Consider the following 24,449-nt stretch of genomic DNA (forward strand, 5'->3'; position numbering starts at 1 on the left):
AATTCCTCCTGTTAATGCGGAGGAATTTGTTATTGACTTCGTTGTATTGTTGATTTGGATTGTGGTTGAGATAAGAATTTGTCTTCACTCCGGCCAGCGACTCCCGCAGTCCTGGCATGGAGCGTCGATGATGGACGGAAGGAATGTTTTGTTCGGATGGGTCTGCTGCGTCGACTTTTGGTCTCCTTCTTAGCTGCGATGCTCCTGATTTTGGTCACTCCAAGCGCAGCTCTGGCGCAAGTGCACCAGCACAACGATGAAGCTGGTGCTCCGATGCTGCGCAGCCTTGAAAGCTTGCGCGACCTCGATTACGACAGCTGGCAGGCCGTGGTCTATCGAACCGGCGAGCCTGGGAATCCCGTGGTTTTGAGAATTGTGGGCTATCCCGGCAAGGTTCGGCTTGACCATCCAGTTTCGATGGGTGTTCAGGCAGGAGTTAAGGCATGGGAATTAGACGACATCACCCTCGATAATCCCGCTCTCGCCAGCGATGGCCGAGAGGCTGCCGCAGAATTCGCTCTCGATCCTCTTCTCGCCGATCTGAGCAACAACCGCCCTTTGCGCCTTTTCCTGCCGGGAGTGTTCAATGAGTTGCCTGTTCCTCCTTATGTGGTGGGCGAATGGCGCGACGTGCAAACACAGCCGCTGAGCTGATGCAGGCCGGCTCCAACCGCTGGATCCTTTGGATGCGCCGGGCGCTGCAGTTAGCAGCCTTGGCTGAAGGACAAACCAGTCCTAACCCCCTGGTGGGAGCGGTGGTGCTCGATGCTCAAGGAGCCTTGGTGGGGGAAGGCTTTCACGCCAAAGCAGGTCAAGCTCATGCCGAGGTCGGTGCGCTTGCCCAAGCCGGTGGGCGCGCCAAGGGCGGCACGATCATCGTCACGCTTGAGCCTTGCTGTCATCAGGGCCGCACACCCCCCTGCTCGGAGGCTGTGATTCAGGCCGGCATTCAGCGCGTGGTTGTGGCACTCAAAGACCCTGATCCGCGTGTAGCTGGTGGTGGCATTCAGCGTTTGCGGGACGCGGGTTTGGAGGTGATCACCGGCGTGCTGGAGGCCGAAGCAGCGCATCAAAATCGTGCCTTCATCCATCGCGTTCAAACGGGTCGTCCCTGGGGACTTCTCAAATGGGCGATGAGTTTGGATGGCCGCACCGCCCTGCCCAATGGCGAAAGCCAGTGGATTAGCGCTCCTCCAGCGCGGGGCTGGGTGCATCAGTTGCGGGCTGGCTGTGATGCGGTGATTGTGGGAGGCGGCACCGTGCGCGCTGATAACCCCCTGCTCACTAGCCGAGGAGTGCGTGCGCCTGAACCTTTGCGGGTGGTGCTGAGTCGCAGTCTTGACTTGCCTCCCCAAGCTCAGCTTTGGGATACAACCCTGGCGTCAACACTTCTTGCCCATGGGCCAGGTTGCGCTGATCGCCCCCTGCCTGAGGGCCCGGAACGCCTTGAGCTTCTGGCAAGCGAGCCATTGGATCTTCTGCATGCTTTGGCTCCAAGAGGCTGCAACCGCGTGCTCTGGGAATGCGGACCGTCCCTAGCGGCGCAGGCAGTAAAGCAGGGCTGTGTTCAGGAGTTGGCGGTGGTGATTGCCCCCAAGCTTCTTGGAGGCACATTGGCCCGAACGCCTCTTGGTGAGCTGGGTTTCTCGGCGATGGATCAGGTGATCCCTCTCTCCGCGCTGACTGCAGAGTGGTTGGGGTGTGATCTGTTGCTGGGAGCGTTAACGCCTCCACTTGACCCAGCTGTTTAAGGGGTGTCCCAGAGCGATTGAAGTGTCCAAGGACCACCCTCCATCACCCAAAATGCTCCGTTCACAAGGCGGAAATTCTGATCGAGCGCTTCAATTTTTTGCAACTCGGTGTTGCTGAGTTGGATATCAGCAGCTTGTAAATTTTCAAGCAAGCGTGACGGTTTAACGGACTTAGGAATCGCTGAAATGCCCCTTTGGACATCCCATGCCAGCACCACCTGGGCGGGAGAACAGCCGCGTGTTTCCGCAATCGCACGAATCACAGGATGGTCGAGCACAGCCGGTGCATCTTTCACCTTTAGGGATTGGGGTCTGTCCATGGAGCCGAGTGGGGAGTAAGCGGTGATCAGAATCTCTTCTGACGCGCAATACTCAATCAAGGTTGGCTGTTGCAAAAGCGGATGGTGCTCCACTTGATTCACCTCTGGTTTCTGCTTGCAATGGGAGACCAGTTGTTGCAACTTTTTAACCGTAAAGTTGCTAACACCAATGTGTTTCGTAAGCCCTTTGTCGCGTGTTGATTCCATCGCCTCCCATGTTTCGCTGATCGGACTTTCTTCCGGTGTGAGTAGATCATCAACCGACTCTGCAAAAGTCTTCTCTGGTCTGATTCCCACCGGCCAATGAATGAGATAAAGGTTCAGATAGTCCACTCCTAGATTCTGAAGTGATTGGCTGAGTGCCGCTTCTACATGATTCTTGCCATGGCAGTTAGACCAAAGCTTCGATGTGATCCAGAGCTCCGATCTTGTGATCTCATGATTTTGAATGGCGTCGCGAATGGCATCACCTACTTCCTCTTCATTGCCATAAATGCTCGCGCAATCAATGTGGCGGTATCCAATCTTGATGGCTTCCCTTACTGATTTATAAACCTGTCTTGATTCGGATTTGCCGGTGCCCAGACCTAACAATGGCATCCGGTCACCGTTGGATAGGGATGCATATTGCATGGTTGGTATGACGTCTTTGATGTTGTTTACGCTAGTGCTGAGGTCTCGACTCACCGTCGGTCTTCGTGATTAAAAATGTCTTTCTCTTCAACTTGGTTGGTGTAGCGACCGATGAGAACTCCCATCACCACGGCTAGATAGAGCGGTCCAATGATTCCTGTTACAACCGCGAGCATTCTCGAGACCGGCAGCACCGGTTCGATGTCCCCAAAGCCCACTGTGGTTAAGCAGATAAAAGCGAAATAGTTAATTTGCGAGAAGCCCCTCATTGACATCAGCACACTGGCGTCGGGCCCATTGGCTGATTCTTGGAGGATGTTGAGCGGCTCGAAACTGCCCGGCTGAATGGTTTCCAGGGCGCTCATGACAAGCCCCGCTGTGAGCCCCAATAACAAATAGCCAGCGGCAGCACCCATCAGTAACCCAGACGTGACTTTGCGTTCCTGGGACAACCGCTCCACCAAGCGGATCACGCTCCAACCCACCAACACACTCCAGGTGAGCACAAGAGGAAAGCCACTCACCACCCAGCGCACAGGCGTGATTTGCCAGAGAAGCAGAGCAATCAGAGCTGCGAGACCTAGGAGCTGGTACAAACGATCTTCCAGCGTGAGCGTCTCTTTGCGGATCATCACTAACTGGGTGAGCAGCAAGGCGATCAAGCCGTAGCCGAGGGGGCCGATCCAGCTCAGGCGCGGAAAAGCAAAGCTCACCAGCACCACTAAGCACAGGCTTAGAAGTAGCTCATAGATTTTTTCTCGATGGTGGCGCTTTGATCGGTTTGATTTCATCTTCAGCGCATTCCGCCAAGCTCAGGATTCCAACAATCGCGAACGCCAGCGAGCCCAGCAAGGTGGTCCGCATGGGCATTGAGCTGTCGATGTTGAATAACACCGTGCCAAACCGCTGCCACCGCGGTCCGACTTTTGGCAGCATTTGATCTCCAACCCTTGCTTGCTGGAGTTGTCAGGGCCAACGAAGGTGATTGGCTGGGATCTAGTTGCAACCAGGCGCTTCATTTGCCTTGGCCGTAGCAAAGCGCGAATCACTCCTGTTGAAGAGGTCCATGGCCCTTGTGAAGGCGCCGCCTGGTCTAAATGCCAAGAGAAAGCAGCCTTTCGTTTGTGAGCGAGGCGTTCGGTTCTCCTCCCAGCAGGCACTCCCATCAGGGAAACAACCGACTTAGTTTGGTGCGCAATTGGGAATCAGCTTCATGGCGATTCGAGAGGACGACAATCGCCCTAATCGGCGCTTCGGGATCATCAATCTGGTGTTGATTGGTTTCGGAGTGTTGTTGCTGCTCAGCAGCTTCATTCCCAGCCAAGGCATGCAGCAGGTGCCTCGGGTGCCCTATTCACTCTTCATCGACCAAGTGAATGATGGAGCCGTTAAGCGCGCTTTCATCACCCAAGATCAAATTCGCTACGAGCTCAGTGAGGTTGAGGAAGGTGCCCCTTCCGTGCTCGCAACCACGCCGATCTTCGACATGGATCTGCCTCAGCGTCTTGAGAGCAAAGGAGTTGAGTTTGCTGCCGCCCCTCCGAAAAAGCCCAATATTTTCACCACCATCCTGAGTTGGGTGGTCCCACCGCTGATCTTCATCCTGGTGCTGCAGTTCTTTGCGCGCCGCTCCATGGGCGGCGGCGGCGCTCAAGGTGCGCTCAATTTCACAAAGAGCAAAGCCAAGGTTTATGTGCCTGATGAGCAATCTCGGGTCACGTTTGCTGATGTGGCAGGTGTGGATGAAGCCAAGGACGAGCTCAACGAGATTGTTGACTTCTTAAAAACACCCGAGCGCTATACCGATATCGGTGCACGAATTCCAAAAGGGGTTTTACTGGTTGGTCCTCCAGGTACAGGTAAAACCCTTCTGTCCAAAGCCGTCGCTGGGGAAGCAGGCGTTCCCTTCTTTATCATCAGTGGTTCTGAATTCGTAGAACTTTTCGTGGGAGCAGGTGCTGCTCGCGTTCGTGATTTGTTCGAACAGGCCAAGAAGAACGCTCCTTGCATCATTTTTATTGATGAGCTTGATGCAATCGGTAAAAGCCGTTCTGGCTCCATGGGTGTGGTTGGTGGTAACGACGAGCGCGAACAAACGCTCAACCAATTGCTGACCGAAATGGATGGCTTTGCATCCAAAGACAAGCCTGTGATTGTGTTGGCAGCGACTAACCAACCTGAAGTTCTCGATGCTGCCTTGCTCCGCCCTGGTCGTTTCGACCGTCAGGTGTTGGTGGACCGCCCAGATCTCTCCGGTCGTAAAACAATTCTCGATATTTATGCCAAAAAAGTAAAACTGGCCGAAGACGTCGATCTCGATCGGATTGCGCAAGCTACCAGTGGTTTTGCAGGTGCCGATCTTGCCAACCTGGTTAACGAAGCAGCTCTACTTGCAGCTCGCAATTATCAGAAAGAGGTTTTACAGGGTGATCTCAACGAAGCTATTGAGCGGGTTGTGGCTGGGCTTGAGAAAAAAAGCAGGGTGATGCAAGACGACGAGAAGAAGGTTGTTGCTTATCACGAGGTTGGTCACGCGATTGTGGGTCACCTCATGCCAGGTGGCAGCAAGGTGGCCAAAATTTCGATCGTGCCCCGTGGCATGAGTGCCCTTGGCTACACACTGCAACTTCCCACGGAAGAACGCTTCCTCAATTCTCGCGAAGATTTGGAAGGTCAAATTGCCACCCTTCTCGGAGGTCGTTCTGCAGAGGAAATTGTGTTCGGCAAAATCACCACGGGAGCTGCCAATGATCTGCAGCGCGCCACAGATATCGCCGAGCAGATGGTTGGCACCTATGGCATGAGCGACACCCTGGGACCTCTTGCCTATGACAAGCAAGGTGGTGGTCGTTTCCTTGGTGGCAATAACAATCCACGCCGTGCAGTCAGTGATGCCACCGCGCAAGCGATCGATCGTGAGGTGCGAGGTCTTGTGGATCGTGCCCATGACCAAGCCGTTTCGATTCTCCGCCAAAACATGGCGTTGCTCGAAACGATCTCTCAAAAAATCCTTGAAAAGGAAGTCATCGAAGGGGATGATCTCAAGGAGATGCTTTCAGCCAGCGTGATGCCTGATGAGCCATCCGTTGCTGCTTAATCTGCTGCGCTTTCGGTCGCGAAAATGACGTTTTAGCTTTTAGCAACTGTATGAACTGTCCTCTCATGGGGGGCAGTTTTTTGTTGGATCCGTCAGCCATCAACGCCGCAAACGATTCCATTGTTTGAAGCATTTGGCGTCTCAATCGCAACGGTTCCAGCACGCGGGGCTAAGAAAACTTGACGAGCAGCCCTCTCATCCCCGATAACACTCCTTTGAAGCCGCTGGCATGGATAAGGGAGTTGCTGCTGTTCTCACCTCCTTAAGCGGGCGTGATTACCTGTCGTCTGCAGATGTTTCTGCGGAGGAAACCCAGGCCCTGCTCGACCTCGCGCGCCAACTCAAGTCTGGCGACCGTCGCATCGATCTCGGCAACCGGGTGCTCGGTTTGATCTTCACCAAAGCGTCCACGCGCACCAGGGTGAGTTTTCAAGTGGCGATGGCCCGGCTTGGTGGTCAAACCGTGGATCTCAATCCCCAGGTGACCCAGCTCGGTCGAGGAGAACCACTGGAAGATACGGCCAGGGTGTTGAGTCGGTTTTGTGATGCTCTCGCTGTGCGCACCTTTGCTCAACAAGAGCTAGTGGATTACGCCTACTGGGCTTCGATTCCGGTGATCAATGCCCTCACGGATCTCGAACATCCATGTCAGGCCTTGGCTGATTTCCTCACGATGCAGGAGGCCTTTGGTGACCTTCAAGGTCAAACCCTGGCTTACGTGGGTGATGGCAACAATGTGGCCCACTCTTTAATGCTTTGCGGCGCTCTTCTGGGCGTGAATGTGCGCATCGGTTGTCCCGATGGTTTTGAGCCCCTCCCCGGGGTGCTGGATCAAGCCCGTGCTCTTGCCGTGTCAGGTGCTCAGATTGAGGTCACCAGTAATCCAGTTGCGGCGGTGCAGGGAGCCCAAGCCCTTTACACGGATGTTTGGGCGTCGATGGGGCAGGAACAGGAGCAAGCGGAGCGCGAACAGGCGTTTAAAGGTTTTTGCTTGGATGAGGCACTGCTAGCAGAAGCTGATCCGAAGGCGATTGTGCTGCATTGTTTGCCTGCTCATCGAGACGAAGAGATCAGTGCTGGGGTGATGGAGAGTGCCTCAAGCCGGATCTTTGACCAAGCGGAGAATCGTTTGCATGCCCAGCAGGCTCTCCTCGCCGTATTGCTTGGTGGTTTGTGAGCGCATCGCACCAGGCGTTTTCACTGCCTGGTGGGGCAGTGACTGTCGTTCTCATTCATGGATTCACCGGTTCGCCCTCTGAGATGCAACTCCTCGCTGAGTCCTTGAACGCCCAGGGTTATGGCGTTGAAGTACCTCTGCTCGTGGGTCATGGAACCACTCTCAATGATCTGATGGGAGTTCATCCACAGCAGTGGATTGACCCGCTCGATGCCTTGATCACCCGCCTGTTGTCAGAAGGTCAGAGTGTGGTGGTGGGTGGTTTGTCGTTGGGCTCAATTTTGAGTTTGCAATTGGCGTTGCGCCATCCCCAAATCAAGGCCCTCCTGCTGTATTCACCGCCGATTCGCAGCGGAGATCCACGCCGCTTTTTGGCCCCATTGCTCGTTCGTTTTACGCAATCGCTGCCGAAGCCTGCCTCTGATTTTTTTGACCCGATCGCGGCACAGCGGCTTTGGTCTTACGACCGCTATCCAGTGGTAACCAGTGCTCGAGTTCTTGATCTCATCTCTCGCACGCGCAAGCAGCTCACCAAGATTCAGCAACCGCTTTTGGCGATTGCAAGTCGTCGCGACAAGGTGATTTCAGCCAGTGGCATTGAGCTGTTGATGCGCAATGTGCAGTCCTCACCTCGAGAACTTCACTGGTTAGAGCGCAGCGGTCATGCGATCACGGTGGATGCTGAATGGACAATGGTGCGTGATCTCAGTCTCGACTTTTTACGTAAGATTTTTTGAATATCTACTTGAAGCATGGATCAAGTCGAACGAGGCAACTGGCAACGGATTCTCGAAACCTTAGAAGCGGCGGATGATCGCGACAGCGGCTTTTATCGCAGGGCTAAAGCCATCTGTAACGGTGAGCCAGACCCCTTGCTCGAGCAGGAGCGGAAGGATCAGGAGCAGAGGGAGCAGAACGGATGAGCATGAACCCGATTGAGCGAGGCCTGGAACAATCCTTTGAGCTCGAAAAGTGGGGCCGGTTCATCCGTGAGTGCGATGACATCGAAACCCTGAGAGAAACGGCGCTGTCTCTGGTTCAGCAACTGGCTCAGCTCAAAGCTTCAAGTTCCTGGATGGCGTCTCGTGCCTCCGAATCCGAAAATGCCAAGCTGGAAATGTTGGCGGAATTGATCAAGCAAAAAAACCTCGACCAGGAGAAATCATGAGCGTTCTTTCCATTCTGCGGACGTCCGTTGGATTGCGAACCATCGTGATCACTGGATCCACTGCGGCTGTTGTGTCGGTTGCTTCTGCGTTGCCGAGCTATGCCAGCTGGGAGCCGAAACCTGAGCCCAAGTTTTGGAGTGAGGTGCGCCAGCAAATGAGTGATGAGGAGACGGTAACCCAGGCTGATTGGACGTTTGTTGAGGCGATGCAATCCCCCAAGATCGACGCCGCTGAATATTTGCGTGATCCTCGCCGTGATGATCAAGCGGTGACGTTTCAGGCCTTGCTGTTGATGCGCAAGGGAGAGAGCAACCCTTGGGGAATGCGGCAGTTGTCTATGCGCGCCCAGTGTGTTGATGGGGTGCTGGAGCGGCAGGATCAGGAGGGGCGCTGGAGCCCTTATCCAGGGCGAAAGGGAACGGCTTCCAAAGTGAATTGGATCTGCGCTCAAGCTCCTAATCCCTGAGGCCTTGCCAAATCCTCATTGAATAGGTACATATGTATTGACTGAATTGGACGTCCTGGTGACCACTGGATCCCCCGAGCCGCTTACCACTGCTCAGCAGGAGCTCTACGACTGGCTGTCGGACTACATCGGTAGCCATCGCCATAGTCCCTCCATTCGTCAGATGATGCAGGCAATGGGTCTCCGTTCACCTGCTCCTGTGCAAAGCCGATTGCGCCATTTGCAACAAAAAGGATGGCTCACTTGGCAGGAGGGGCAAGCGCGCACCCTGCAATTGTTGGGAGATGTGGCATCTGGAATACCGGTGCTTGGCGCTGTAGCGGCCGGTGGCTTGGTGGAAACCTTTGATGATGTGCAAGAACATCTTGATTTGGCTCCAGTTCTCGAAACCCGTGGCTTGTTTGCGCTCACGGTGAATGGTGACTCGATGGTCGATGCTCACATCGCCGATGGTGATGTTGTGTTGATGGAACCTGTGCAAGAGCCGGGTCGCTTGCGTCAGGGCACGATTGTGAGTGCTTTGGTTGCAGGGAGTGGCACGACTCTCAAGCATTTCCACCTTGATGGAAGTGTGGTGCGCTTGGAAGCGGCGAATCCTGCTTACGACCCGATTGAGTTGCCAGCGGAGCAGGTGCAAGTTCAAGGCAAATTAATGGCGGTGTGGCGCCAGGTTTGAGCTCCGTGGCGGTGTATGCTTCGCCTCGACAGCGAACAGGCTTGCGGGCTTCGCCGTTGTTGATGGGGCCATAGCTCAGCTGGTAGAGCACCTGCATGGCATGCAGGGGGTCAGCGGTTCGAATCCGCTTGGCTCCATTGAATGAATACCTTGTCACTGAAAGGGATTTCAGAGGCTTGCATCGGCCGCTTTTTAAAGCAAAACAACTAAATATTATTTTTTGTGCGCCAATATGTGCGCCAAATGGGGGTAAGTGGCTTTCCGACGCAAGCCCTGAGCAGCTCTAGACAGTCGATATTTCTTTCCGCCACGCTCAGTCGTTTGCTTCGATGCAGGACTCGATCCCATGTCTGCGTGACTGCATGCTTGTGGAGCGGTTTTGGCCTGAGGTTTGGACACTCCGGGCTTTTTTACTGCGATGAGCTGAGCAACCCAAACGGGGGAATGCTTCAAGCAGTTGACCCCAAAACAATGGCCCTCGAAACTCAAATGACGCTGGCTCTGCTTCAGGAGCTACTGATGGCACTTAGGGCGAATGACTCTGATGAGTACAAGTTTTGGCTAGCCCTTGGCATTGAAGAACTTGGAAGGACAGCAAAAACTTGACTGCTATCACCTAAGGTTGTTTATAATAACTTAGCTAAGTTAAAAATAAATTACCTCGCTTGCTAGCCATTTTCCTTGCTCAGCAAATAAAATCACTTGTTGTCCCGCCAGTGTAATGAATGAAGGATCGGACATTGCGCAGCGCTGATGGAGGGGTGTTGTGTTGTGCTGCGCAATTGAATAAAGTGATGCATAATTGTAATATTAAACGCTATTGGCTTAGTTGTGACATTGAATAGACCGCTTAATATAGATATGGTTATTATCACAGCTCTCTCAGAAGAGAAGCAGGCTCTCAAAGACTGTTTTGGAATTGACTTCGAAACAGTAGTTATGCATGGTATTCACTATAACGTAGGGAAGATTACATATAAAAACCGAGCAATCAACGTAGCTACTGTTCAACCAATTGATATGGGGCCAATCCCCGCAGCCGTCATCGCTACGAGATCAATAATAGAGTGGCAGCCTTCAATTATTGCGATGACTGGAATATGTGCTGGCATAAAATCATTGACCAAGATGGGAGATATTATTGTAGCGAGTCAGGTTTTTGATCATACAGCAGGAACTTATAAAAATGGCTCTATTACTCCCTTTCAGCAATCAATAGGTCAGGATCAATGGGTGCTCCAATTTATTCAATCAATTATGGATAATGAGAAAGATATCATCGGGATTTCTTCGAGCTACCCCAGGCCGAAGGGCGATATTGGAAAAACAGATATTCACATTGGGCCAATGGCTTCTGGCAGCTTTGTCGTCAAAGACTCGTCATATATAGATAGTCTTCTTGATAAAACATCAAAGCTGTATGGAGTTGACATGGAATCGTACGGAGTTGCCTCAGCTGCAAAAATTTGTAGCTCAGCATTCGATAATGTTATGTGGTTGGTTACAAAAGGAGTCGCAGATCATGCGGATAACAAGAAAAAAGATGACTGGCATTCCTATTGTGCCTTTGTCAGTGCAAAATTTTTGATGATGATGATCAATGAAATATTGAAGAGAGATAATTCTTACTTATGGCTAGAGAATCAAAGAAAAGCGCAAATGCCCAGGAATTAAACATCTGTCTAATAAATAGAAGGTTCGTTTAGCGGAAAATGGTGAATTATGAAATCAGAGATCTGAGCTGAGATATGCCTATGAAGCCTTTCTAGTACTTGCTTCTTCTCAGTAATGCGTTTGGCACCTTGCACCTAAATAATACCCAGGACTGTACCCAAGTCGACTGTCTTTTGTGAACTCGTTAGGAGCTTTGAGAAATCAGGCTGGCCCGTTCTCTTTGTTGAACTCTTTTGTATGGCTGAGTCAATAAAAGATTTGAGTATGCGGGGATCTGGAGAAGCTAAAACTAAGCTTGGCAGGAATAGATTCTCATAACTTTTCTTTCCTCATTGCTGTCTGGACGATCTGACGTCAACCAGCCCCTGCAGGAGGTAACCTTGAACAATGTGGTTTGTGTAAGTGTCCTTTTCATTAGTCATTAGGGAAAATGAGAGTACTAATAGAGATAACAGAGCGACAAACACAAATCGCGTTTTGCTGTTTGAATGATCTTGGCGCTTTCGAGAGCACTGCTATTGTTTTTATGACTGCAAATTTTCAATCTAATTACTGGTTTCATTCCTGCAAGTAAAGCTTAAAGCAGTTATTATTATTATTTTATACACATAGATGACATTTGCTCTACTGCAGGAGCTTACGGATGGCACTCAGGGCGAATGACGTTGATGGCTATAAGTCTTGGCTAGCACTCGGCATTGAACAGCTTGGAAGGGATGTAGCTGATGAGATTGAGTCCGATTGGATGGTGCCCCTGTTAATTGAAGAGGAGAGGGACAGGCTTATGGCTTGGCAGCTGGGGGTGAGCTTCTAGTCCGTTTAGGGAACTATGCAGATCCTGCATCAATACCCGAATGGGTGATTCGAATCCGATTGATTCCCGAGATGGTGGAGTGGTCAAGATTCATCACTACATGCCTACTCCTTCTGAGTCGAAAATTCCTCTTCCTCCTATTCCATCGAGTCTTTCCCAGGGCACACAGCGGACTGCTGCTCATGGCGGAGAACAACAGCAACCTGCGGTATCGAGCATCGAAGCTCGAGTCACACAAGAGGTGACAGGAATGTCGAAACCAGCGCTTCTTGGATACACCACAGGTCTATTGATCTTTCTGTTCGGATGCCTTGGGACAATGTTCAATGACAATCCAGACATCGGTGGAATAAAGAAAGCGATTGCAAGTGGTTATCTGGTTGCTGCTGTAACTCTTGTACAGATCTCCTCTATTGCAGATAACACGTGGCGGTCAAGCCAGCGTGAATAACCCTCAGTCGGTCACACGCACATCAGGCAGCAAACCCTCAGAGGCCGGCAAAAAGGTGATGAGCCCACTGCAGAAAAGCCCATCTGCGTCCGCTTCCCACAAAGCATCGACGCTTACCTGCGGGGCTTAAAAGATCGCCCAGCATTTATCTGCGCCGCCGTCGCGACATCAATCAAAGAACTCCAATGATCCGAACCACACTCACTGCAGCAGTGATTATCGCTGGAACACTGCCTGCCATTGCGGCTGGTGATGTCGCCCCAGAGATCCATAACCTCTGTCTAAAAGCAGCTGACTATCGCGGCTGCGTTGAAGCGCAGAAAGGCACACCTGAATATCTCGGTAATAAGTGCCGAGCCGGTTATGCCTACGTCGGCGCCGGTAATTGCCAGAAAGTCAACTGCTCCTTTACGGGCATTGGTGGCGGTGATCGTCATGACCCAATCGTTGCGGGTAAATCCACCTGGAAGTGCGGCACCAAAATCAACTGGTGGAGCTATTCCGGTATTGACCGAGGTCACCTCAAATTGGGTGCTGTTTCTCCAATTACGCAGTCAAAAGACTGCCCCTCCGTTGAGCCCAAGATTGGCTGGAACTCCAGCTGTGAACATGCCAAGCCTGGCTGGAAGGCGGCAGAGAAAGAAGACAAGCGGCCTAAGTGTCACGCCAAGCTTGCAGCCCACAACTGTGATTGGGATACCTACCTAGATGCCAATCCAGCAGTAAAGGCATGGGCTGCCGCTAACCCTGCAATGGCAGAACAAGAGCGCATCAAGCTCTCAGCCGACCCTCTAAAGAAATGATCCGCACCACGCTCACCGCCGCAGCACTCACCCTCGGCGCACTGGCTGTTCCAGCCATGGCTGAGATCGTTCCTGCCAAATGCACGCTGATCCGTTACGGCGGCATAAACACTCCTCCAGAAACCTTTGACTGTGATTTCCGTCAGAGCGGCGGCAATGTTCAGGTCTGGTCTGATCGCTGGGAATTTAATTTCCTCGCTAAGAATCAGGGCGTGACCTACATCAGGATTAACGCTCAGCCGCTGGTCTTTACCAGGACTGGGAGGTACAGCCTGCGTGTGGAGCAGAACTGACCTCCAGTGCAGCTTCAGCATCCATACGGTCAACAGTCATTCCAGCCAGCATCTGATGGCTCCAAGAGTGCATGTGAGTAAGCAGCAATCGCATCCCCGCAGCTACGGCTTCGGGGTTTTTGCTGTCCATCACAGCTAGATAAACCTCTTCTGCACAATCCAGCTCAAAGATGCCTTGCAAGGCGACGCGTTCAGCGTGGAGCATGTTTGTTGGTGAGTCTTCTCAAGGTTATTCAGAGCTGGCGATCACTTCCGACCAAGGATTTCACTTCACTTCAATGCATCAGGATCACCAGCAAAGCTGAAACTACCCACTGCAATAGACAAAAGAAAACCCCGCCAAAGGCAGGGTCTCTCGGCTTCTCGTTGGGCGTGTTGCCTAGTTTCCACTCCGTGAAGAAGCCTTCCTCACAAATGAATAATGGCTCAGAAATCATGCTGAGCAAGCCCCTACGTATCAGTTGGTTGACTGTTCTGCGGTATTTCCTCAGCATGTGCTTGGTCAATTCCCTAAAAGGTTTGACTCCTCACACCCCCCGAAGAAGGTTTTGTCGCCTTCTTTTTTTATGCCTTAACTCATCCTTTCGAGTGAATGGGTCTCAATCCAATGAGCAATCTCGCCAAAATGCGCTGATGTGGCAGCAGCAGCCTGATTACGCCCGATACAAGGAGAAGCTCAACGGTGAAGGCTGGCTGGTCAACAGACAGGAGGGGATGCTCATCCAGATCAAGCCCGACACACCAACGCAACATGCTCAGTTCGTTCTGGTGAGCTATTACCGCTTGTCAGCACGGCTTGGGAAACCCATCAGGCAGCAGCGGATGCTCAGACACCTAGGCATCGAGATGTGGATCAACCTGCAGAAGATCGGTTGGCAACGCTGCACGCTGCCTAACTGATTACCCGTTCGGGGGATAGGTCAGCAGCGAAGACCACTCGAATGGGGGATTCGGATTCGTTGTGTTTCAGCGATGGTGAATACATCGAGGGGATGCCCCCTAGACAACACCTGAATCAAATGAAACTTTCTACTTTTGTCGCTATTGATCTCTCGCCCAAAATTACTTAGTAAATGCTCAGGAAGAATTTAATTATGATTGAAACACTACTCGGAATTGACAGAGTCGAGTTCAACCGATTTGTCATTTCCACAACTATCTGCGTCTCAGGCTGCATCATACTAATAAAACTATTCAGCAAAACTACTGACTCCTAATGAACAAAAACCACGACGTCCATCCAGCACTGATGGTTTCCTTCATTTTAATTCTGGGACTTACTGTCGGTACTGCAGTGGCAATGGAAAAGTTTGGATTCGCGATGGGCTTAGATACTACCGAACTCGAAATGGAGGATCTAATACCCGGTCGTTCAGACTTACTGCAACCTCGAAATTGAAGCCAAATAGGTGGCTGCGATTATCGCTATCGATCTCACGGCTGAATATTCACCAGCACCGCCAAGAGCGGGGGTTGTGTATTGCTTACTGAATAGCAGCAAAGCTGAAACTGCCTTACCTGAACGTTTTCACCGGCAGAGCTGAAAGCGAACAATGCTGCGAGTCAGCCCTTTTTCAGACCAGTTGGGCATCACCCTCCAAGGGGTGTGCACCGTAAGCATGTCGCCGTCGATCGTGAAAAATCGGGTTTGTTCGGTACCAACCCACTCGGGGTTCCAGGCCACATCTACCTCGGTGATCCAGCGGTCACTCTCGAGGCGGTAGATGCCGGTGTAGGCGATCATGCTGCTCAACAGGGCCGATCGCTCTTCGGCATTAGAACCCGGTTTGCGCCCCTCTGCCGAGAGCATGAAGGAGAGACGGCCTTCCGGAGTGAAGATCACATAGCCAGTGGGCTGATCGCCCATCGGTGCGAATGTGTCGCTGCTGGACTGTTGTTCGACGTCGTAGCTCAACAGCTGCCAGGCGCCATGAACGGAGGGGGAAGTAATGGCTTGAGTGGACTGAACCGAACTGAGGGTCACAACTAAGCCTGTTTCTGTGCGGCAACCTACCGATTGTTATCGAGCTTCGCGAGCCTCAATCGAGGTATTCCTGAGCAATTAATGCCATGGAATGGCGATCCGGTAACAACAGCAACGAAATCAATCATGGGCCGGAGCCCGGAAGGGCGCTGATACATAGCTATCAACCTCACGACTGAATATTCACTAGCCCCGCCACGAGCGTGGTTTTTTATTTTCTTGGCTTACTCGAATGACTGCACGACTAACAGGATCACTAATAGGAGTCAGAACTAATCCCTCAGGGATTAATATATAATGTACAAAGATCTCTTTGGTTATTTGCTCAATATCAAGGTTGATGGATTATGGCAAGAGCTACTGCATTCGAGACCAGAGTTTCAGCAGATCTTAAAGTTCGCTTTGGTGGTGCAAGTACAACAGCACAACGCAAAGAAGTTCAACAGCTGCCTGTGATCAATGCTTTAACAGCATCACCAAGTAATCGGGACGTACGGGTGCACGATTGCTGCTATAAGAATTCACCCGATAGTCTTGATCCCGGTAAAAAAAAGGCGGCAGTTAGGGCTGTTCCAGCAGGGTAATTGCATCATTCACGCTCAGTCGTTTGCTTCGATGCAGGACTCGATCCCATGTCTGCGTCGGTAATGTCCTTAGCTGAAATCCTTATTTTCGCGATCTCGTTTTATCTATTTTCTGCCAAATCGTGCCAGCCGTTGGATGGCATTCATACGTTTCATTTGTCAGATTACTAGCAAATTGCTCTTTCAATTAAAGGGGCAACGATTTTTAAATGTGTGCGGTAGGGGCTTTCCAAGCGGTTGCCCAAATTTATATATGCCACTATCATGATCAAATCTTGTTTCATTAATACTCAAATGGTCAAGGTAATAAAAACCTTATTCTATGCATCTCTTTTGTCTCTAATATATAACAATATTGCTTACTCCTCTCCGGCTCCTCGGATCCGATGGGGCAATGAAGAAGATACTATTGTCCAGTATATCAATGCCGCCGATAAACTTTGGCAAACTGGCAACTGTATGGCAAATGCTGGCATGACAAGATACTTGTCAGACGAATTCCATGGAACTTGGACTTCAGGTGAGCGATATAACAAATCAACAGCTTTGGAGACTGGTGCCAACAAAGATTGCGTTCTTGGTGATGTCAAAGTCAAGTTCTTTGGCGAGAATGTCGCTATCGCCTATGGAAGCGAAAGTTATATGTCCAAAGAAATTCCATCCAAAAAAACCTGCTTAGCATGGACCGATACATGGCTTAAATATGATGGACGTTGGCAGATAATTGCCGCCCAAGACAATGTAGTCCCTTGCGTTCAATAGTTGCTGTATACAGGATTAATGCAAATCGAGGGAAAATCCTTGCTTGTCGAAATCTTAAAGCTAGGCAAATATCTGTAATTCATTCGCTCTTGACTCGTTTTGACAACAGCTCACGCGGAAACATGTGACGCCAAGGCTCCAGGGCAATAAAAACCTCGCTTGTGGCGGGGAGCTAATCAACGGCACTGAGGAAGATTTCGTGTCGGGAGGGTTCAGCCAACACCCACAGAGCCAAAAAAAAGGAAGGCCCACCAGACCTCCCTCACGACGACGCGCCCCCCAAGGACCACCACATCCTTGGATTGAAATGAGTTTTATGTATCCGCACGAACTCTTTTGTAGGAACAGGCACCGAATTATTGCTAGGTCAGCAATCCATAAAAAAGGAGGGTCTTTGACAACCCTCACCCCTTCCGTGGATTCCCGTGTGAGGACTAAGGTGAGTTTTATGTATCCGCACGAACTCTTTTGTGGGGATGGACACCTGTCACGGTTCTGGTGATTCGAGTCCCCATGTCGCAGAGACCCACTTTCTTCCATGACTCAGCAGGTTCTTCCACAAGGTTTCTTCCTCTACTCCACAAACGGGCTAGAGACTCACACCCAGCTGCCAAGTCTTCAGCCTGACCCTCTCCTCTTCTACCAATAAAGGGACCATCCATGTGGATTCGACTTCACCAGCCACATCCCTTCCAAGCTGTTCAATAGCGAGAACTAGCCAAGACTTGTAGCCATCAGATGTTGGCTGCAATGACTGTTGACCGTATGGATGCTGAAGCTGCCCTAGAGGTCAGTTCTGCCTATCAATAACCACCGGGCTCGTTGGGCTTTTCGCCTGACTCAAAGACGGTCAATGTGTACTGGCCTTCGCGGGTGAAGCGCTTGAAATCCTCGAAGTTTTGCCGCTCGTAGGTAGAGCCGTTTTCGGCAGCAGGGAAGGCGAAAGCCCAGCGGGGGCTGTCGACGTAGACGTTGCCGCGGAGCTGGGTGAAATCGCAGCGGAACTGCTCCGGAGGCATTGCGTCGTCATGACGCGAGAGCACGCATAGGGCTCCCTTCACAGTGTCGGCCATGGCAACGGGCGGATCGATTGGCTCACTGACTGCAAAGAGTGCAGCGACTGAAGCGAGGGCGGTGAGTGTGGTGCGAATCATTTCTTCTGAGGGTCGGCGGTCAACTTGGTGCGTTCCTGCTCTGCCATCGCAGGATTAGCCACAGCCCATGCTTTTGTCGCAGGGTTTGCTTCTAAATAGGCTTTCCAGTCGCACTCAAAAGGAACGAGCTTGGCATCGCATTTAGGTCGCTTCGCTTCTGCTTCAGCTGCTTTCCATCAGGGCTTGGCATGTTCACAGCTGGAGTTCCAACCAATCTTCGGCATGAGCATTTCTTCTTGCCTGTTGACCAGCCAGCTTTCACCGCTGAGTTTCTCCTTGTGTAGGGCTTAATCAGGCTGCTGCTGCCACATGAATGCAGTTTGGCGAGATTACCTATTGGGGTGAGAGCCACTCAGACTTGACCTGAAACGTCAAAACTCCCACGTCATCTCCCTCGTCTCCCTGTGTGATGGCGACACAAGCCAAACAACCATCTTCAAAAGCTTCCCTCGACTTACTGGCGAACTTCGCAGCGTCGTCATGGGACCAACAAGCCAGCCCTCTTTCATCTCTTTCTTTCACATAGGAGTCCCACACCTCAGCGAACTCCTCACCGTCAGGGCCGTTAAGGAGCTCATTGACGGCTTCTTCGGCTCCTACCTCCTTGTGTCTCGCCATAAAAGCTCTCATCAAAGGATGGTCGATGACACGTGAAGTGGTGATGACTCCCGTCACTCCACGAATAGTCGTAGCAATGACTCGCTTTGGGTCTTTCCGAGTGTCGATAACCATCACTGGACAACCCAAGTCCCAGCTATCTCTCATAATCAGCTCTCTCGCTGACTGAGCTAGCTGACCCTTCAGCTCGTTGATGAGGGTGCTGACGAGAGTGGTCGGATCTGCCATCTGACTCGGTTGTCGATCAAGGGTAATTCGAACAGGATGATGAAAAATAAAGGCTCCTGTGTCGATAATTCTTTCCCCAAGGTGGTTCTTCGGAGGTCCACTCTTCGCACTGCTGTTCACAATGCTGGGATTAGCACCTGCCAATTCACAAAGCATTGATTTCAGCAGTCGTGAACTGGAGCAAGGCATAGCCCTCGAAAGGGCCATCAATGCCCAGCGTGTTCGCGTAGGGATGCCAGTACTGAAACCACTCAATAAAGACCTTCAGAGATTGCAACTGTCCTACAGCGCTGCTGTTCTCAACGAGCTATTGGATCGCGCCAACTGCGATCACGACTACAGCGCCTTCCAAACTTTGCAAAACCAGGTCTCAAAAGCACCAGCAAAGATTGCCACCGCCTTTCCAGCCAGCGAGGTGATTGGATGCCCTATTAATTCCCGCGCCTGGAGCATACAGTCGATGATGAGCCGCTGGAATCAATCCCCTCGTCACCACCAGATCCTCTTTAAGCGTCCCAACAGAAGCAACGTTGGATGCTCCGTGAAGTCTCGTGGAGGTTTTGTCGCATCAATCTGCACCCTCTGGACTCCCTATAATTAATACATCGACCGCTGTTTTTGAGTCAATGCCATTGTCCTCGTCTTACGGCGGAGTTTTTTCTTATTTTTTCTTGTAAGATCATTCTTGATTTATAAATGCACTGCCCTATTGCTTGCATCGTTCTTACTGTTTACATGCAACGCTCAGGCAGATACGAAGCCAAAAGATCGCAGCATTAATTTTTTCGAACTTATGCTTTTAGGGCCGGTGTGTTAGTAGGGTCGATAAGTATCAATTGCATGTTAGCTGGACTTGAAGTCACTCCAGATGTGAAAATCAAAAGTTCAGTTGCTTCTCTTTGCATTGGTACCCTCATTGAGGCTGTCTATAAGGTTTCAGTTGTATCAACTATATTGGCCATAAAGTGGATCAAAAAAGTTAATCTACAATGCTTCAAGCTAATTCCAGCTAAGTTTCAGCTAAGGCCATATACCCTGCCTAACGGCGTGGGCTTTTTACTTTTCTGTATAAGGCTGCTACCAATAGCAAGATTGGTTTCACTTTTGTAACACCACAAACACCAGAGGCGTTGACGCTGGCGCTATAACCTTCTTGTAGCCATAACTACACCCAACGTTCACCTCACTTCTGTGAGGCGCAGACTCGCCAGGCCACGGAACGGGGACCTGGATTTCTGAGGAACCTCAAATGACTCTCACCTATCGTGGTAAGCAGTATGTCCAGCACAATGCTGCTGGCAATGATGCATCTAAGAAAGCACCATTGACATATCGCGGCGTGTCATACGCCAAGTGATCTAAAGAGTTCACATCAATTAGCTCTCGCTTAACAGCGGGAGTTTTTTTGTTTCTTAATCGAACATCTCTAGCTGTTGTTCAGTTGCTGCATCAACGTAGTCACTATCATCAGATTGATAAGGAATGTCTAGCTCCCTACGCCCAAGAATCACTGCGCTGTAAGCGGACTCAAGCTTTGTGCATTCTTCAATCAGACGCCTGATCGATGATTCTCGATCTGAGATTTCATTGGCGAGGGCTGCACTGAACTGTGTCTCTTCCGATTGGTTCTGCAGCTCGTGCCTTGCTTGTGCTTCGGTTCCAGGCAAATAGAGATAAGCACTGGCCAACATGACTCCAAGCAGTGGCTCTCTCCTACTCACACCACGTTCAACATCATTGACAAGACTGGTCGCTGTCAATCCATCAACAATCCGCAGTACCACCAGCCGATCTACAAGTAAGGGTGACAGGTAGTCGAATGCGGGTAGATCCTATTATCGCAGAGCCCTTAGGGCAGCGTTTCCGCGAATTCCCAACCCTTACGTCTCGATTGCTTGGTGTTGCGGTTAAAGCCTTAATCACAGGTTGTTGTTGAACTTCTTTCCTCATTTCTATTGTTTTGGGTCCACCAAAACGTAATCTCAAATCAGCATTCACCCTGGATTCAAAATTTCGTCATAGGAATAAGCAACACCAGCCTGTGGTTGATAGCTGATGTCATATTCTAGCCGTGCTTTCACGCCAGATCCTTCAGCATCGTTTTCAAATATTTCTGGTTCCTTCTCGCAGCTTTGGTAGTAATAACCTGCCATTACGGCCAATAAATTGCTGATGTTGTAATTGACATCAAGGCCGACAGTTGTTAACGGTTCTGCTGCAAAGCTACTGTTCATTGTGGCGATATTGTCTGAGCCATAGCCGTATTTCCCAACCGGTATTAATCCATAGACATTGGCACCCCATTGGTTGCTTTGTAATTCTACATTTACAGCAACCTGCTGAAAGAACGGTGTTTGTGAATTAAAGACTTCAATGCCATTGGTTGTTGTACCTGTTGCTATCGGCCTGCTGTCATATCCAGCATTGATGCCATACATCGTGCTGCGATCACGATTGAGCCAGCGGTAGCCCAAACGCGTGGAGGTCGAGATGGTGGTGCCAGCAACAGTTTGAAAGCCAAGAGTTGGCTTGACGACATCCTTAAGGCTGATGTTCATCACACCAAGATCATCAGCACTGTCCTTCTCTTGAGCAATGGCAGGCAGGGAAGCAACAGAGATGGCAGAAGCCAGCAGCCCCAAGGAGAGACGACGCAGCATGGGGCGTCAATTAGATGCCGTAACGATGCCTTGCTTGTGCTGGTGATGCCAGCTGCAGTAGCTGGTTTCAGCTTTGCTGGTAGGTCAGGCAGAAATGAAAAACCCCGCTCGTGACGGGGTAAATGAATATTTAGTCGGGAGATCGATAGCGACCACTCAAAGCCCTAAGACCTCTCATAAAGGCAGGTTTATCAGGCTTCCCGACAGAAAATTCAAATCAGAACCTAAGTTGGATTCCGAATTCAGGATTACGATAATGGTTGTATCCGTAGACAGGAATCACTGGGGGATAGCCATACACCTCGCGGTTATAAACCCTGCGAGCATGACCCCAATCATGGTCATATGCTCTTTCATAATGATTAAATGCGCGAACATCATGGCGGAACTCTCGACGACTTCTTCTTAGCTCATGAAGTCTATGGTGGTGACCATGGTGATGATGCTCCTTTGCCTCTGCAGCAGGTGGAGTAACAAACATTGAGGCGCCGATGATAGAAGCGGCAGCGATGGAAGATAAGAGTTTCATTTGAATGATTTAGGTAGTAGAGGTCGCCACTCCTGGACCTCTTCACCATCGTTGAAGCTTTACGAATCCGAATCCCCCACCCGAGTGGTCTTCGCTGCTGACCTATCCCCCAAAAGGACTAGAGACTCACTCCCAGCTGCCAAGCCATCAGCCTGTCCCTCTCCTCTTCAACTAATAAGGGCACCATCCAGTCGGACTCGACTTCACTAGCTACATCCCGTCCAAGCTGTTCGATACAGTGTGAAAGCTAAGCCTTGTAGTCATCAGCATTATTAGCTCTTATTGCCATCTGCAGCTCCTCACCGGCGCAGACGGCTTTGAGCATCGATTCCTCGCTGTGCGGGGTAGAGCAAGCGGCATTGATCGCGACTGAGATCACCCTTTGCGATGCAGTCTTTGTATTGCTGCGAGTGGCTGTAGGTCTCGAAGGCGAATGCAGCGGCGAAGACCAGTGCAAACAGACTGACGACAGCAATGACAGTCAGAGAGCCTGTGTTTTTGGTTGGTTTGTCCATTAATCAATTCCTCTCATCACATCCTTACTCCGATTGATCGGGCTCACATCACCCATCCGGGCCATTTCGTTCCAGAAGACCTGATTCCTGCATGCGATGCCGTTCCATCATGTACAGGACACCCAGGACGCTGCCGCACCAGAAACCGACGATCAGCAGGAATAGCCCGATGGTTGTCAGAAACTTCATCAGCCGTGCCTCAATGATCTGAAGTCCCCTGGGTTTAGCTCGGGTCTGTTGGCGTGAGCTTCCAAACAGCGTATTCAGGACTCTTTCAGTGTGACGATCAGTGCGTGTTGTTAGGGGACAGCTTTGTCAGTTATTTCCTCAGTGGAACCGCGTCTTTGAGTCGCTCCTCTCGCAAGCGTTCCAGTTGTCCCTTGCTTTCGGCTGGTCGATCGGTACTTGGCTGTTTGCCTTGATCGACTCCCACCACGACAACAGTTATTAGAGCAAGCACTGCAATCGCTCCTATCTGCAGAGTCCTCATCTTCTTTTCAATCCACTAGCTCCGATCGCTTGGCACCAACGTGTGTCACAGGGCATCAGCAGGCATCAGGCCTTGCCTCATGGGCACGGAGCCTAGTTGCGTTTCAGCGGCCGGGCTTGATCTTGAAGCCACCACGCTTGAGGGGGTGAGCGATGGTGGTTCCGATTTCATCAAGCGGTTAGTGAACTAATCGGCAGCCGCCAAAAGCAGCTCCAGCTCTGCAATTCCGCAGTTACAGCCATCCCGCTCGCCATCACATGGCTCCATATTGGGATGCCCCTTGGCACAGGACTCAGAGCAGAAATGCTGCCCGCCAATCCTGATTGACCGCGATTCTTCAACGCTGCGCTTGCAAAGCGAGCAGTCGCATAGAAGTAAAACTTCATTCATCACACAACCCTCGGTAACAACTTGTCCGGTCTAGTGCATTAAGGGCATCATTTCTTCGGCGGCTAACCGAACACTCAATATCGACTTATCGAAACTGATTCTCAGCAGCAGATTTGCACTCCTGATTGTGATTCTCAGCAACATATTTGCTGTTCTTGAATGTGATTCTCAACAGCATATTATCGCTCATTAATGTTCGGTTAATACCCCTTACAAATTGGCAAAAGTGCAATAGAACAGAGAAGTCCTCCTTTTGGACATAATCATGACTCAAACACCAGCAACAGCTCAAGGCAGGCTCGCCATTGCAACAGGCCCTTCTGGTCGTGCAATGGCAGAGACGATGACACAAGAGATGGTGGAACAGCTACAAGCCCATCTCAATCTGGAAAGGCAGTCTTCAGCGGCCTACTTCGCAGCAGCGATCTGGTTTGCAGAGCGCGAACTGACTGGCTTTGCTGAATACTTGCGCAATGAGGGTAAGCAAGAGCAAGAACATGCCGCAAAATTCGCTGACTACCTGATCTCCCGTGGTCAGACAGTTGAATTAGACACGATTGAAGCACCTCGTCAGACATGGCCTGACCCAGAAGAGGTGATCGCCAATGTCTTCCGCATGGAAGCAGACGTCACAACCTCTGTTCTTCTGCTGTATTCAATAGCTGAGCGTGCCTCTGATCAGAGAACAACCGTATTTCTTGATCCAGTTGTGGATGATCAGAGAATCTCTGAACATGAGGCGGCCTATCTATTAGGAAGGGTCAAGTACGCCAATAATGAGCGTGCGGCAATGATGATCATTGACGCAGAGCTCAGGGAAGAAGAGGCAAAACCAGCAAAGCTTCAATCATAAGTTCTGCAATAAGGGCTGTACAAACTAAAAGTATGCCACTTCAAGTTGTAGCTTCTTGTTGAACAGCTCAACACTGCCTAACCCCGCCCAGTGCGGGGTTTTTCATTGCAGCGTGAAAATGCGTTAAGCAATTGTCCCCAACCAATGAACCCTCCACTCAGATAACGCTTGATCTGCTTCAGGAGCTGCTGATTCCACTGAGACTTAATGAAGTTGATGACTATAAGTCTTGACATTGCTTCTTGCGCTGTTCCATCATTGTGGTTGCATAAGGGTTGATAGCTAGTATTAATTTTAACTGTCAAGTTGTCATTTTGAATGTATTGTCAGGCTATGGTCTAAAACTCTGAAGGCTTAG

The 24,449-nt window shown here is 50.8% G+C and carries 35 protein-coding genes, 1 tRNA gene and 1 pseudogene; 22 read left to right on the forward strand and 15 right to left on the reverse strand.

Translation table 11 applies throughout. The features are described 5' to 3' along the window. Nucleotides 1-156: 156 nt before the first annotated feature. A complete protein-coding gene (locus tag SYNC_RS03875) occupies nucleotides 157-654 on the forward strand; it encodes a DUF3122 domain-containing protein (RefSeq protein ID WP_193328839.1) in 498 nt (165 codons plus the stop codon). After that, nucleotides 654-1,751 (forward strand): bifunctional diaminohydroxyphosphoribosylaminopyrimidine deaminase/5-amino-6-(5-phosphoribosylamino)uracil reductase RibD, encoded by a 1,098-nt coding sequence (gene ribD, locus SYNC_RS03880; protein ID WP_011618762.1) that lies wholly within the window; start codon nucleotides 654-656, stop codon nucleotides 1,749-1,751. The genes SYNC_RS03875 and ribD overlap by 1 nt, the downstream gene beginning before the upstream one ends. Here ribD and SYNC_RS03885 read toward each other — a convergent pair. Genes SYNC_RS03885 through SYNC_RS14165 form a run of 3 tightly spaced genes read right to left on the reverse strand, consistent with a single transcriptional unit; the run spans nucleotide 1,748 to nucleotide 3,680 of the window. Continuing rightward, nucleotides 1,748-2,704: an aldo/keto reductase gene (locus tag SYNC_RS03885; protein ID WP_041426914.1), complete on the reverse strand. Its 957-nt coding sequence runs from the start codon at nucleotides 2,702-2,704 to the stop codon at nucleotides 1,748-1,750. The genes ribD and SYNC_RS03885 overlap by 4 nt on opposite strands. A 50-nt stretch (nucleotides 2,705-2,754) precedes the next feature. After that, entirely contained in the window at nucleotides 2,755-3,495 is a 741-nt protein-coding gene (locus SYNC_RS03890; RefSeq protein WP_011618764.1) for a potassium channel family protein, read from the reverse strand. A gap of 2 nt (nucleotides 3,496-3,497) precedes the next feature. Next, a complete protein-coding gene (locus SYNC_RS14165) occupies nucleotides 3,498-3,680 on the reverse strand; it encodes a hypothetical protein (protein ID WP_167897149.1) in 183 nt (60 codons plus the stop codon). A gap of 237 nt (nucleotides 3,681-3,917) precedes the next feature. Between SYNC_RS14165 and ftsH the strand changes: the two genes are divergently transcribed. The 14 genes from ftsH (at nucleotide 3,918) to SYNC_RS03950 (ending at nucleotide 13,324) form a co-directional block, all read left to right on the forward strand. After that, nucleotides 3,918-5,801, forward strand: coding sequence for an ATP-dependent zinc metalloprotease FtsH (gene ftsH, locus SYNC_RS03895; protein ID WP_041426915.1), 1,884 nt, complete (start codon nucleotides 3,918-3,920; stop codon nucleotides 5,799-5,801). 229 nt (nucleotides 5,802-6,030) lie between these two features. Then, nucleotides 6,031-6,978 carry an ornithine carbamoyltransferase gene (gene argF, locus SYNC_RS03900; protein ID WP_011618767.1) on the forward strand — a complete coding sequence of 316 codons (948 nt, stop codon included), beginning with the start codon at nucleotides 6,031-6,033 and terminating at the stop codon, nucleotides 6,976-6,978. After that, nucleotides 6,975-7,715 (forward strand): carboxylesterase, encoded by a 741-nt coding sequence (locus SYNC_RS03905; RefSeq protein WP_011618768.1) that lies wholly within the window; start codon nucleotides 6,975-6,977, stop codon nucleotides 7,713-7,715. Before argF ends, SYNC_RS03905 begins: the two co-directional genes overlap by 4 nt. A gap of 15 nt (nucleotides 7,716-7,730) precedes the next feature. Continuing rightward, nucleotides 7,731-7,901: a hypothetical protein gene (locus SYNC_RS14555; protein WP_011618769.1), complete on the forward strand. Its 171-nt coding sequence runs from the start codon at nucleotides 7,731-7,733 to the stop codon at nucleotides 7,899-7,901. Continuing rightward, on the forward strand, nucleotides 7,898-8,146 hold the full coding sequence (locus tag SYNC_RS03910) for a hypothetical protein (protein WP_041426401.1): 249 nt from the start codon (nucleotides 7,898-7,900) through the stop codon (nucleotides 8,144-8,146). Before SYNC_RS14555 ends, SYNC_RS03910 begins: the two co-directional genes overlap by 4 nt. Beyond that, on the forward strand, nucleotides 8,143-8,613 hold the full coding sequence (locus SYNC_RS03915; RefSeq protein ID WP_049750320.1) for a hypothetical protein: 471 nt from the start codon (nucleotides 8,143-8,145) through the stop codon (nucleotides 8,611-8,613). Before SYNC_RS03910 ends, SYNC_RS03915 begins: the two co-directional genes overlap by 4 nt. A 58-nt stretch (nucleotides 8,614-8,671) precedes the next feature. After that, nucleotides 8,672-9,289 carry a transcriptional repressor LexA gene (gene lexA, locus SYNC_RS03920; protein ID WP_041426916.1) on the forward strand — a complete coding sequence of 206 codons (618 nt, stop codon included), beginning with the start codon at nucleotides 8,672-8,674 and terminating at the stop codon, nucleotides 9,287-9,289. A gap of 64 nt (nucleotides 9,290-9,353) precedes the next feature. Further along, nucleotides 9,354-9,426 (forward strand) — tRNA-Ala (locus tag SYNC_RS03925). A gap of 217 nt (nucleotides 9,427-9,643) precedes the next feature. Then, nucleotides 9,644-9,895 (forward strand): hypothetical protein, encoded by a 252-nt coding sequence (locus SYNC_RS14170; RefSeq protein ID WP_148201831.1) that lies wholly within the window; start codon nucleotides 9,644-9,646, stop codon nucleotides 9,893-9,895. Nucleotides 9,896-10,126: 231 nt separating this feature from the next. Further along, nucleotides 10,127-10,963, forward strand: a complete 837-nt coding sequence (locus SYNC_RS03930; RefSeq protein WP_148201832.1) for a 5'-methylthioadenosine/S-adenosylhomocysteine nucleosidase — start codon at nucleotides 10,127-10,129, stop codon at nucleotides 10,961-10,963. A gap of 643 nt (nucleotides 10,964-11,606) precedes the next feature. Further along, nucleotides 11,607-11,777 (forward strand): hypothetical protein, encoded by a 171-nt coding sequence (locus tag SYNC_RS14560; protein WP_011618775.1) that lies wholly within the window; start codon nucleotides 11,607-11,609, stop codon nucleotides 11,775-11,777. Nucleotides 11,778-11,817: 40 nt separating this feature from the next. Next, complete coding sequence (locus tag SYNC_RS03940) at nucleotides 11,818-12,228, forward strand: hypothetical protein (RefSeq protein WP_011618776.1); 411 nt, start codon at nucleotides 11,818-11,820, stop codon at nucleotides 12,226-12,228. A gap of 185 nt (nucleotides 12,229-12,413) precedes the next feature. Next, nucleotides 12,414-13,031, forward strand: a complete 618-nt coding sequence (locus SYNC_RS03945; protein WP_011618777.1) for a hypothetical protein — start codon at nucleotides 12,414-12,416, stop codon at nucleotides 13,029-13,031. Continuing rightward, nucleotides 13,028-13,324: a hypothetical protein gene (locus SYNC_RS03950; protein WP_011618778.1), complete on the forward strand. Its 297-nt coding sequence runs from the start codon at nucleotides 13,028-13,030 to the stop codon at nucleotides 13,322-13,324. Before SYNC_RS03945 ends, SYNC_RS03950 begins: the two co-directional genes overlap by 4 nt. Here SYNC_RS03950 and SYNC_RS14175 read toward each other — a convergent pair. Beyond that, nucleotides 13,281-13,529 carry a hypothetical protein gene (locus SYNC_RS14175; RefSeq protein WP_148201833.1) on the reverse strand — a complete coding sequence of 83 codons (249 nt, stop codon included), beginning with the start codon at nucleotides 13,527-13,529 and terminating at the stop codon, nucleotides 13,281-13,283. The genes SYNC_RS03950 and SYNC_RS14175 overlap by 44 nt on opposite strands. 70 nt (nucleotides 13,530-13,599) lie before the next feature. Next, the gene (locus SYNC_RS14565; protein ID WP_167897151.1) at nucleotides 13,600-13,761 is read right to left on the reverse strand and encodes a hypothetical protein; all 162 of its coding nucleotides are present in this window, start codon (nucleotides 13,759-13,761) and stop codon (nucleotides 13,600-13,602) included. A gap of 196 nt (nucleotides 13,762-13,957) precedes the next feature. Between SYNC_RS14565 and SYNC_RS03960 the strand changes: the two genes are divergently transcribed. Next, entirely contained in the window at nucleotides 13,958-14,224 is a 267-nt protein-coding gene (locus tag SYNC_RS03960; protein ID WP_041426917.1) for a DUF1651 domain-containing protein, read from the forward strand. A gap of 628 nt (nucleotides 14,225-14,852) precedes the next feature. On the opposite strand, the gene SYNC_RS03970 is transcribed toward SYNC_RS03960, so the two are convergent. Beyond that, nucleotides 14,853-15,308, reverse strand: a complete 456-nt coding sequence (locus SYNC_RS03970; protein ID WP_011618781.1) for a lipocalin-like domain-containing protein — start codon at nucleotides 15,306-15,308, stop codon at nucleotides 14,853-14,855. Nucleotides 15,309-15,670: 362 nt separating this feature from the next. Here SYNC_RS03970 and SYNC_RS14975 point away from each other — a divergent pair. Together SYNC_RS14975 and SYNC_RS03975 are read left to right on the forward strand one after the other, a co-directional pair. Beyond that, nucleotides 15,671-15,892: pseudogene (locus tag SYNC_RS14975) on the forward strand (hypothetical protein); the annotation flags it as partial. A gap of 264 nt (nucleotides 15,893-16,156) precedes the next feature. Beyond that, a complete protein-coding gene (locus tag SYNC_RS03975) occupies nucleotides 16,157-16,654 on the forward strand; it encodes a nuclear transport factor 2 family protein (protein ID WP_148201834.1) in 498 nt (165 codons plus the stop codon). A gap of 446 nt (nucleotides 16,655-17,100) precedes the next feature. On the opposite strand, the gene SYNC_RS14570 is transcribed toward SYNC_RS03975, so the two are convergent. The 3 genes from SYNC_RS14570 to SYNC_RS03985 form a co-directional block, all read right to left on the reverse strand. Beyond that, nucleotides 17,101-17,316, reverse strand: a complete 216-nt coding sequence (locus tag SYNC_RS14570; RefSeq protein ID WP_167897153.1) for a hypothetical protein — start codon at nucleotides 17,314-17,316, stop codon at nucleotides 17,101-17,103. 141 nt (nucleotides 17,317-17,457) lie between these two features. Next, nucleotides 17,458-17,808: a hypothetical protein gene (locus tag SYNC_RS03980; RefSeq protein ID WP_011618785.1), complete on the reverse strand. Its 351-nt coding sequence runs from the start codon at nucleotides 17,806-17,808 to the stop codon at nucleotides 17,458-17,460. 333 nt (nucleotides 17,809-18,141) lie between these two features. After that, the gene (locus tag SYNC_RS03985; protein WP_041426406.1) at nucleotides 18,142-18,654 is read right to left on the reverse strand and encodes a hypothetical protein; all 513 of its coding nucleotides are present in this window, start codon (nucleotides 18,652-18,654) and stop codon (nucleotides 18,142-18,144) included. 121 nt (nucleotides 18,655-18,775) lie between these two features. On the opposite strand from SYNC_RS03985, the gene SYNC_RS03990 reads away from it, so the two are divergent. Both SYNC_RS03990 and SYNC_RS15250 read left to right on the forward strand, forming a co-directional pair. After that, on the forward strand, nucleotides 18,776-19,255 hold the full coding sequence (locus SYNC_RS03990) for a hypothetical protein (protein ID WP_041426407.1): 480 nt from the start codon (nucleotides 18,776-18,778) through the stop codon (nucleotides 19,253-19,255). Between the two features lie 648 nt (nucleotides 19,256-19,903). Beyond that, nucleotides 19,904-20,011: a DUF4278 domain-containing protein gene (locus tag SYNC_RS15250; protein ID WP_071813676.1), complete on the forward strand. Its 108-nt coding sequence runs from the start codon at nucleotides 19,904-19,906 to the stop codon at nucleotides 20,009-20,011. Nucleotides 20,012-20,066: 55 nt separating this feature from the next. Here the strand turns inward: SYNC_RS15250 and SYNC_RS03995 are convergent, their stop codons facing one another. The 6 genes from SYNC_RS03995 to SYNC_RS04010 all read right to left on the reverse strand — a co-directional run bounded on the left by SYNC_RS03995 (nucleotide 20,067) and on the right by SYNC_RS04010 (nucleotide 23,238). Beyond that, a complete protein-coding gene (locus SYNC_RS03995; RefSeq protein ID WP_148201835.1) occupies nucleotides 20,067-20,414 on the reverse strand; it encodes a hypothetical protein in 348 nt (115 codons plus the stop codon). Nucleotides 20,415-20,648: 234 nt separating this feature from the next. Then, nucleotides 20,649-21,314 (reverse strand): hypothetical protein, encoded by a 666-nt coding sequence (locus SYNC_RS04000; protein WP_011618789.1) that lies wholly within the window; start codon nucleotides 21,312-21,314, stop codon nucleotides 20,649-20,651. A gap of 828 nt (nucleotides 21,315-22,142) precedes the next feature. After that, complete coding sequence (locus tag SYNC_RS04005) at nucleotides 22,143-22,358, reverse strand: hypothetical protein (protein ID WP_011618790.1); 216 nt, start codon at nucleotides 22,356-22,358, stop codon at nucleotides 22,143-22,145. A 48-nt stretch (nucleotides 22,359-22,406) separates the two neighbouring features. Continuing rightward, a complete protein-coding gene (locus SYNC_RS14575; protein WP_167897157.1) occupies nucleotides 22,407-22,547 on the reverse strand; it encodes a hypothetical protein in 141 nt (46 codons plus the stop codon). Nucleotides 22,548-22,677: 130 nt separating this feature from the next. Continuing rightward, complete coding sequence (locus SYNC_RS14580; RefSeq protein WP_167897159.1) at nucleotides 22,678-22,848, reverse strand: hypothetical protein; 171 nt, start codon at nucleotides 22,846-22,848, stop codon at nucleotides 22,678-22,680. Between the two features lie 186 nt (nucleotides 22,849-23,034). Then, the gene (locus tag SYNC_RS04010; RefSeq protein ID WP_041426409.1) at nucleotides 23,035-23,238 is read right to left on the reverse strand and encodes a hypothetical protein; all 204 of its coding nucleotides are present in this window, start codon (nucleotides 23,236-23,238) and stop codon (nucleotides 23,035-23,037) included. A 265-nt stretch (nucleotides 23,239-23,503) separates the two neighbouring features. Between SYNC_RS04010 and SYNC_RS04020 the strand changes: the two genes are divergently transcribed. Then, on the forward strand, nucleotides 23,504-24,091 hold the full coding sequence (locus tag SYNC_RS04020) for a ferritin (protein ID WP_011618632.1): 588 nt from the start codon (nucleotides 23,504-23,506) through the stop codon (nucleotides 24,089-24,091). The last annotated feature ends 358 nt before the right edge of the window (nucleotides 24,092-24,449 follow it).

It is taken from the genome of Synechococcus sp. CC9311 (assembly GCF_000014585.1).
GTDB lineage: Bacteria > Cyanobacteriota > Cyanobacteriia > PCC-6307 > Cyanobiaceae > Synechococcus_C.

Coding starts and splice junctions, on each gene's coding strand:
- SYNC_RS03875 (WP_193328839.1), top strand. CDS start 157: ATGGGTCTGCTGCGTCGACTTTTGGTCTCCTTCTTAGCTGCGATGCTC.
- ribD (WP_011618762.1), top strand. CDS start 654: ATGCAGGCCGGCTCCAACCGCTGGATCCTTTGGATGCGCCGGGCGCTG.
- SYNC_RS03885 (WP_041426914.1), bottom strand. CDS start 2,704: ATGCAATATGCATCCCTATCCAACGGTGACCGGATGCCATTGTTAGGT.
- SYNC_RS03890 (WP_011618764.1), bottom strand. CDS start 3,495: ATGAAATCAAACCGATCAAAGCGCCACCATCGAGAAAAAATCTATGAG.
- ftsH (WP_041426915.1), top strand. CDS start 3,918: ATGGCGATTCGAGAGGACGACAATCGCCCTAATCGGCGCTTCGGGATC.
- argF (WP_011618767.1), top strand. CDS start 6,031: ATGGATAAGGGAGTTGCTGCTGTTCTCACCTCCTTAAGCGGGCGTGAT.
- SYNC_RS14555 (WP_011618769.1), top strand. CDS start 7,731: ATGGATCAAGTCGAACGAGGCAACTGGCAACGGATTCTCGAAACCTTA.
- SYNC_RS03910 (WP_041426401.1), top strand. CDS start 7,898: ATGAGCATGAACCCGATTGAGCGAGGCCTGGAACAATCCTTTGAGCTC.
- SYNC_RS03915 (WP_049750320.1), top strand. CDS start 8,143: ATGAGCGTTCTTTCCATTCTGCGGACGTCCGTTGGATTGCGAACCATC.
- SYNC_RS14560 (WP_011618775.1), top strand. CDS start 11,607: ATGGCACTCAGGGCGAATGACGTTGATGGCTATAAGTCTTGGCTAGCA.
- SYNC_RS03940 (WP_011618776.1), top strand. CDS start 11,818: ATGGGTGATTCGAATCCGATTGATTCCCGAGATGGTGGAGTGGTCAAG.
- SYNC_RS03945 (WP_011618777.1), top strand. CDS start 12,414: ATGATCCGAACCACACTCACTGCAGCAGTGATTATCGCTGGAACACTG.
- SYNC_RS03950 (WP_011618778.1), top strand. CDS start 13,028: ATGATCCGCACCACGCTCACCGCCGCAGCACTCACCCTCGGCGCACTG.
- SYNC_RS14175 (WP_148201833.1), bottom strand. CDS start 13,529: ATGCTCCACGCTGAACGCGTCGCCTTGCAAGGCATCTTTGAGCTGGAT.
- SYNC_RS14565 (WP_167897151.1), bottom strand. CDS start 13,761: ATGATTTCTGAGCCATTATTCATTTGTGAGGAAGGCTTCTTCACGGAG.
- SYNC_RS03960 (WP_041426917.1), top strand. CDS start 13,958: ATGTGGCAGCAGCAGCCTGATTACGCCCGATACAAGGAGAAGCTCAAC.
- SYNC_RS03975 (WP_148201834.1), top strand. CDS start 16,157: ATGATCAAATCTTGTTTCATTAATACTCAAATGGTCAAGGTAATAAAA.
- SYNC_RS14570 (WP_167897153.1), bottom strand. CDS start 17,316: ATGGATGGTCCCTTTATTGGTAGAAGAGGAGAGGGTCAGGCTGAAGAC.
- SYNC_RS03980 (WP_011618785.1), bottom strand. CDS start 17,808: ATGATTCGCACCACACTCACCGCCCTCGCTTCAGTCGCTGCACTCTTT.
- SYNC_RS03985 (WP_041426406.1), bottom strand. CDS start 18,654: ATGGCAGATCCGACCACTCTCGTCAGCACCCTCATCAACGAGCTGAAG.
- SYNC_RS03990 (WP_041426407.1), top strand. CDS start 18,776: ATGCTGGGATTAGCACCTGCCAATTCACAAAGCATTGATTTCAGCAGT.
- SYNC_RS15250 (WP_071813676.1), top strand. CDS start 19,904: ATGACTCTCACCTATCGTGGTAAGCAGTATGTCCAGCACAATGCTGCT.
- SYNC_RS04000 (WP_011618789.1), bottom strand. CDS start 21,314: ATGCTGCGTCGTCTCTCCTTGGGGCTGCTGGCTTCTGCCATCTCTGTT.
- SYNC_RS04005 (WP_011618790.1), bottom strand. CDS start 22,358: ATGGACAAACCAACCAAAAACACAGGCTCTCTGACTGTCATTGCTGTC.
- SYNC_RS14575 (WP_167897157.1), bottom strand. CDS start 22,547: ATGAAGTTTCTGACAACCATCGGGCTATTCCTGCTGATCGTCGGTTTC.
- SYNC_RS14580 (WP_167897159.1), bottom strand. CDS start 22,848: ATGAGGACTCTGCAGATAGGAGCGATTGCAGTGCTTGCTCTAATAACT.
- SYNC_RS04010 (WP_041426409.1), bottom strand. CDS start 23,238: ATGAATGAAGTTTTACTTCTATGCGACTGCTCGCTTTGCAAGCGCAGC.
- SYNC_RS04020 (WP_011618632.1), top strand. CDS start 23,504: ATGACTCAAACACCAGCAACAGCTCAAGGCAGGCTCGCCATTGCAACA.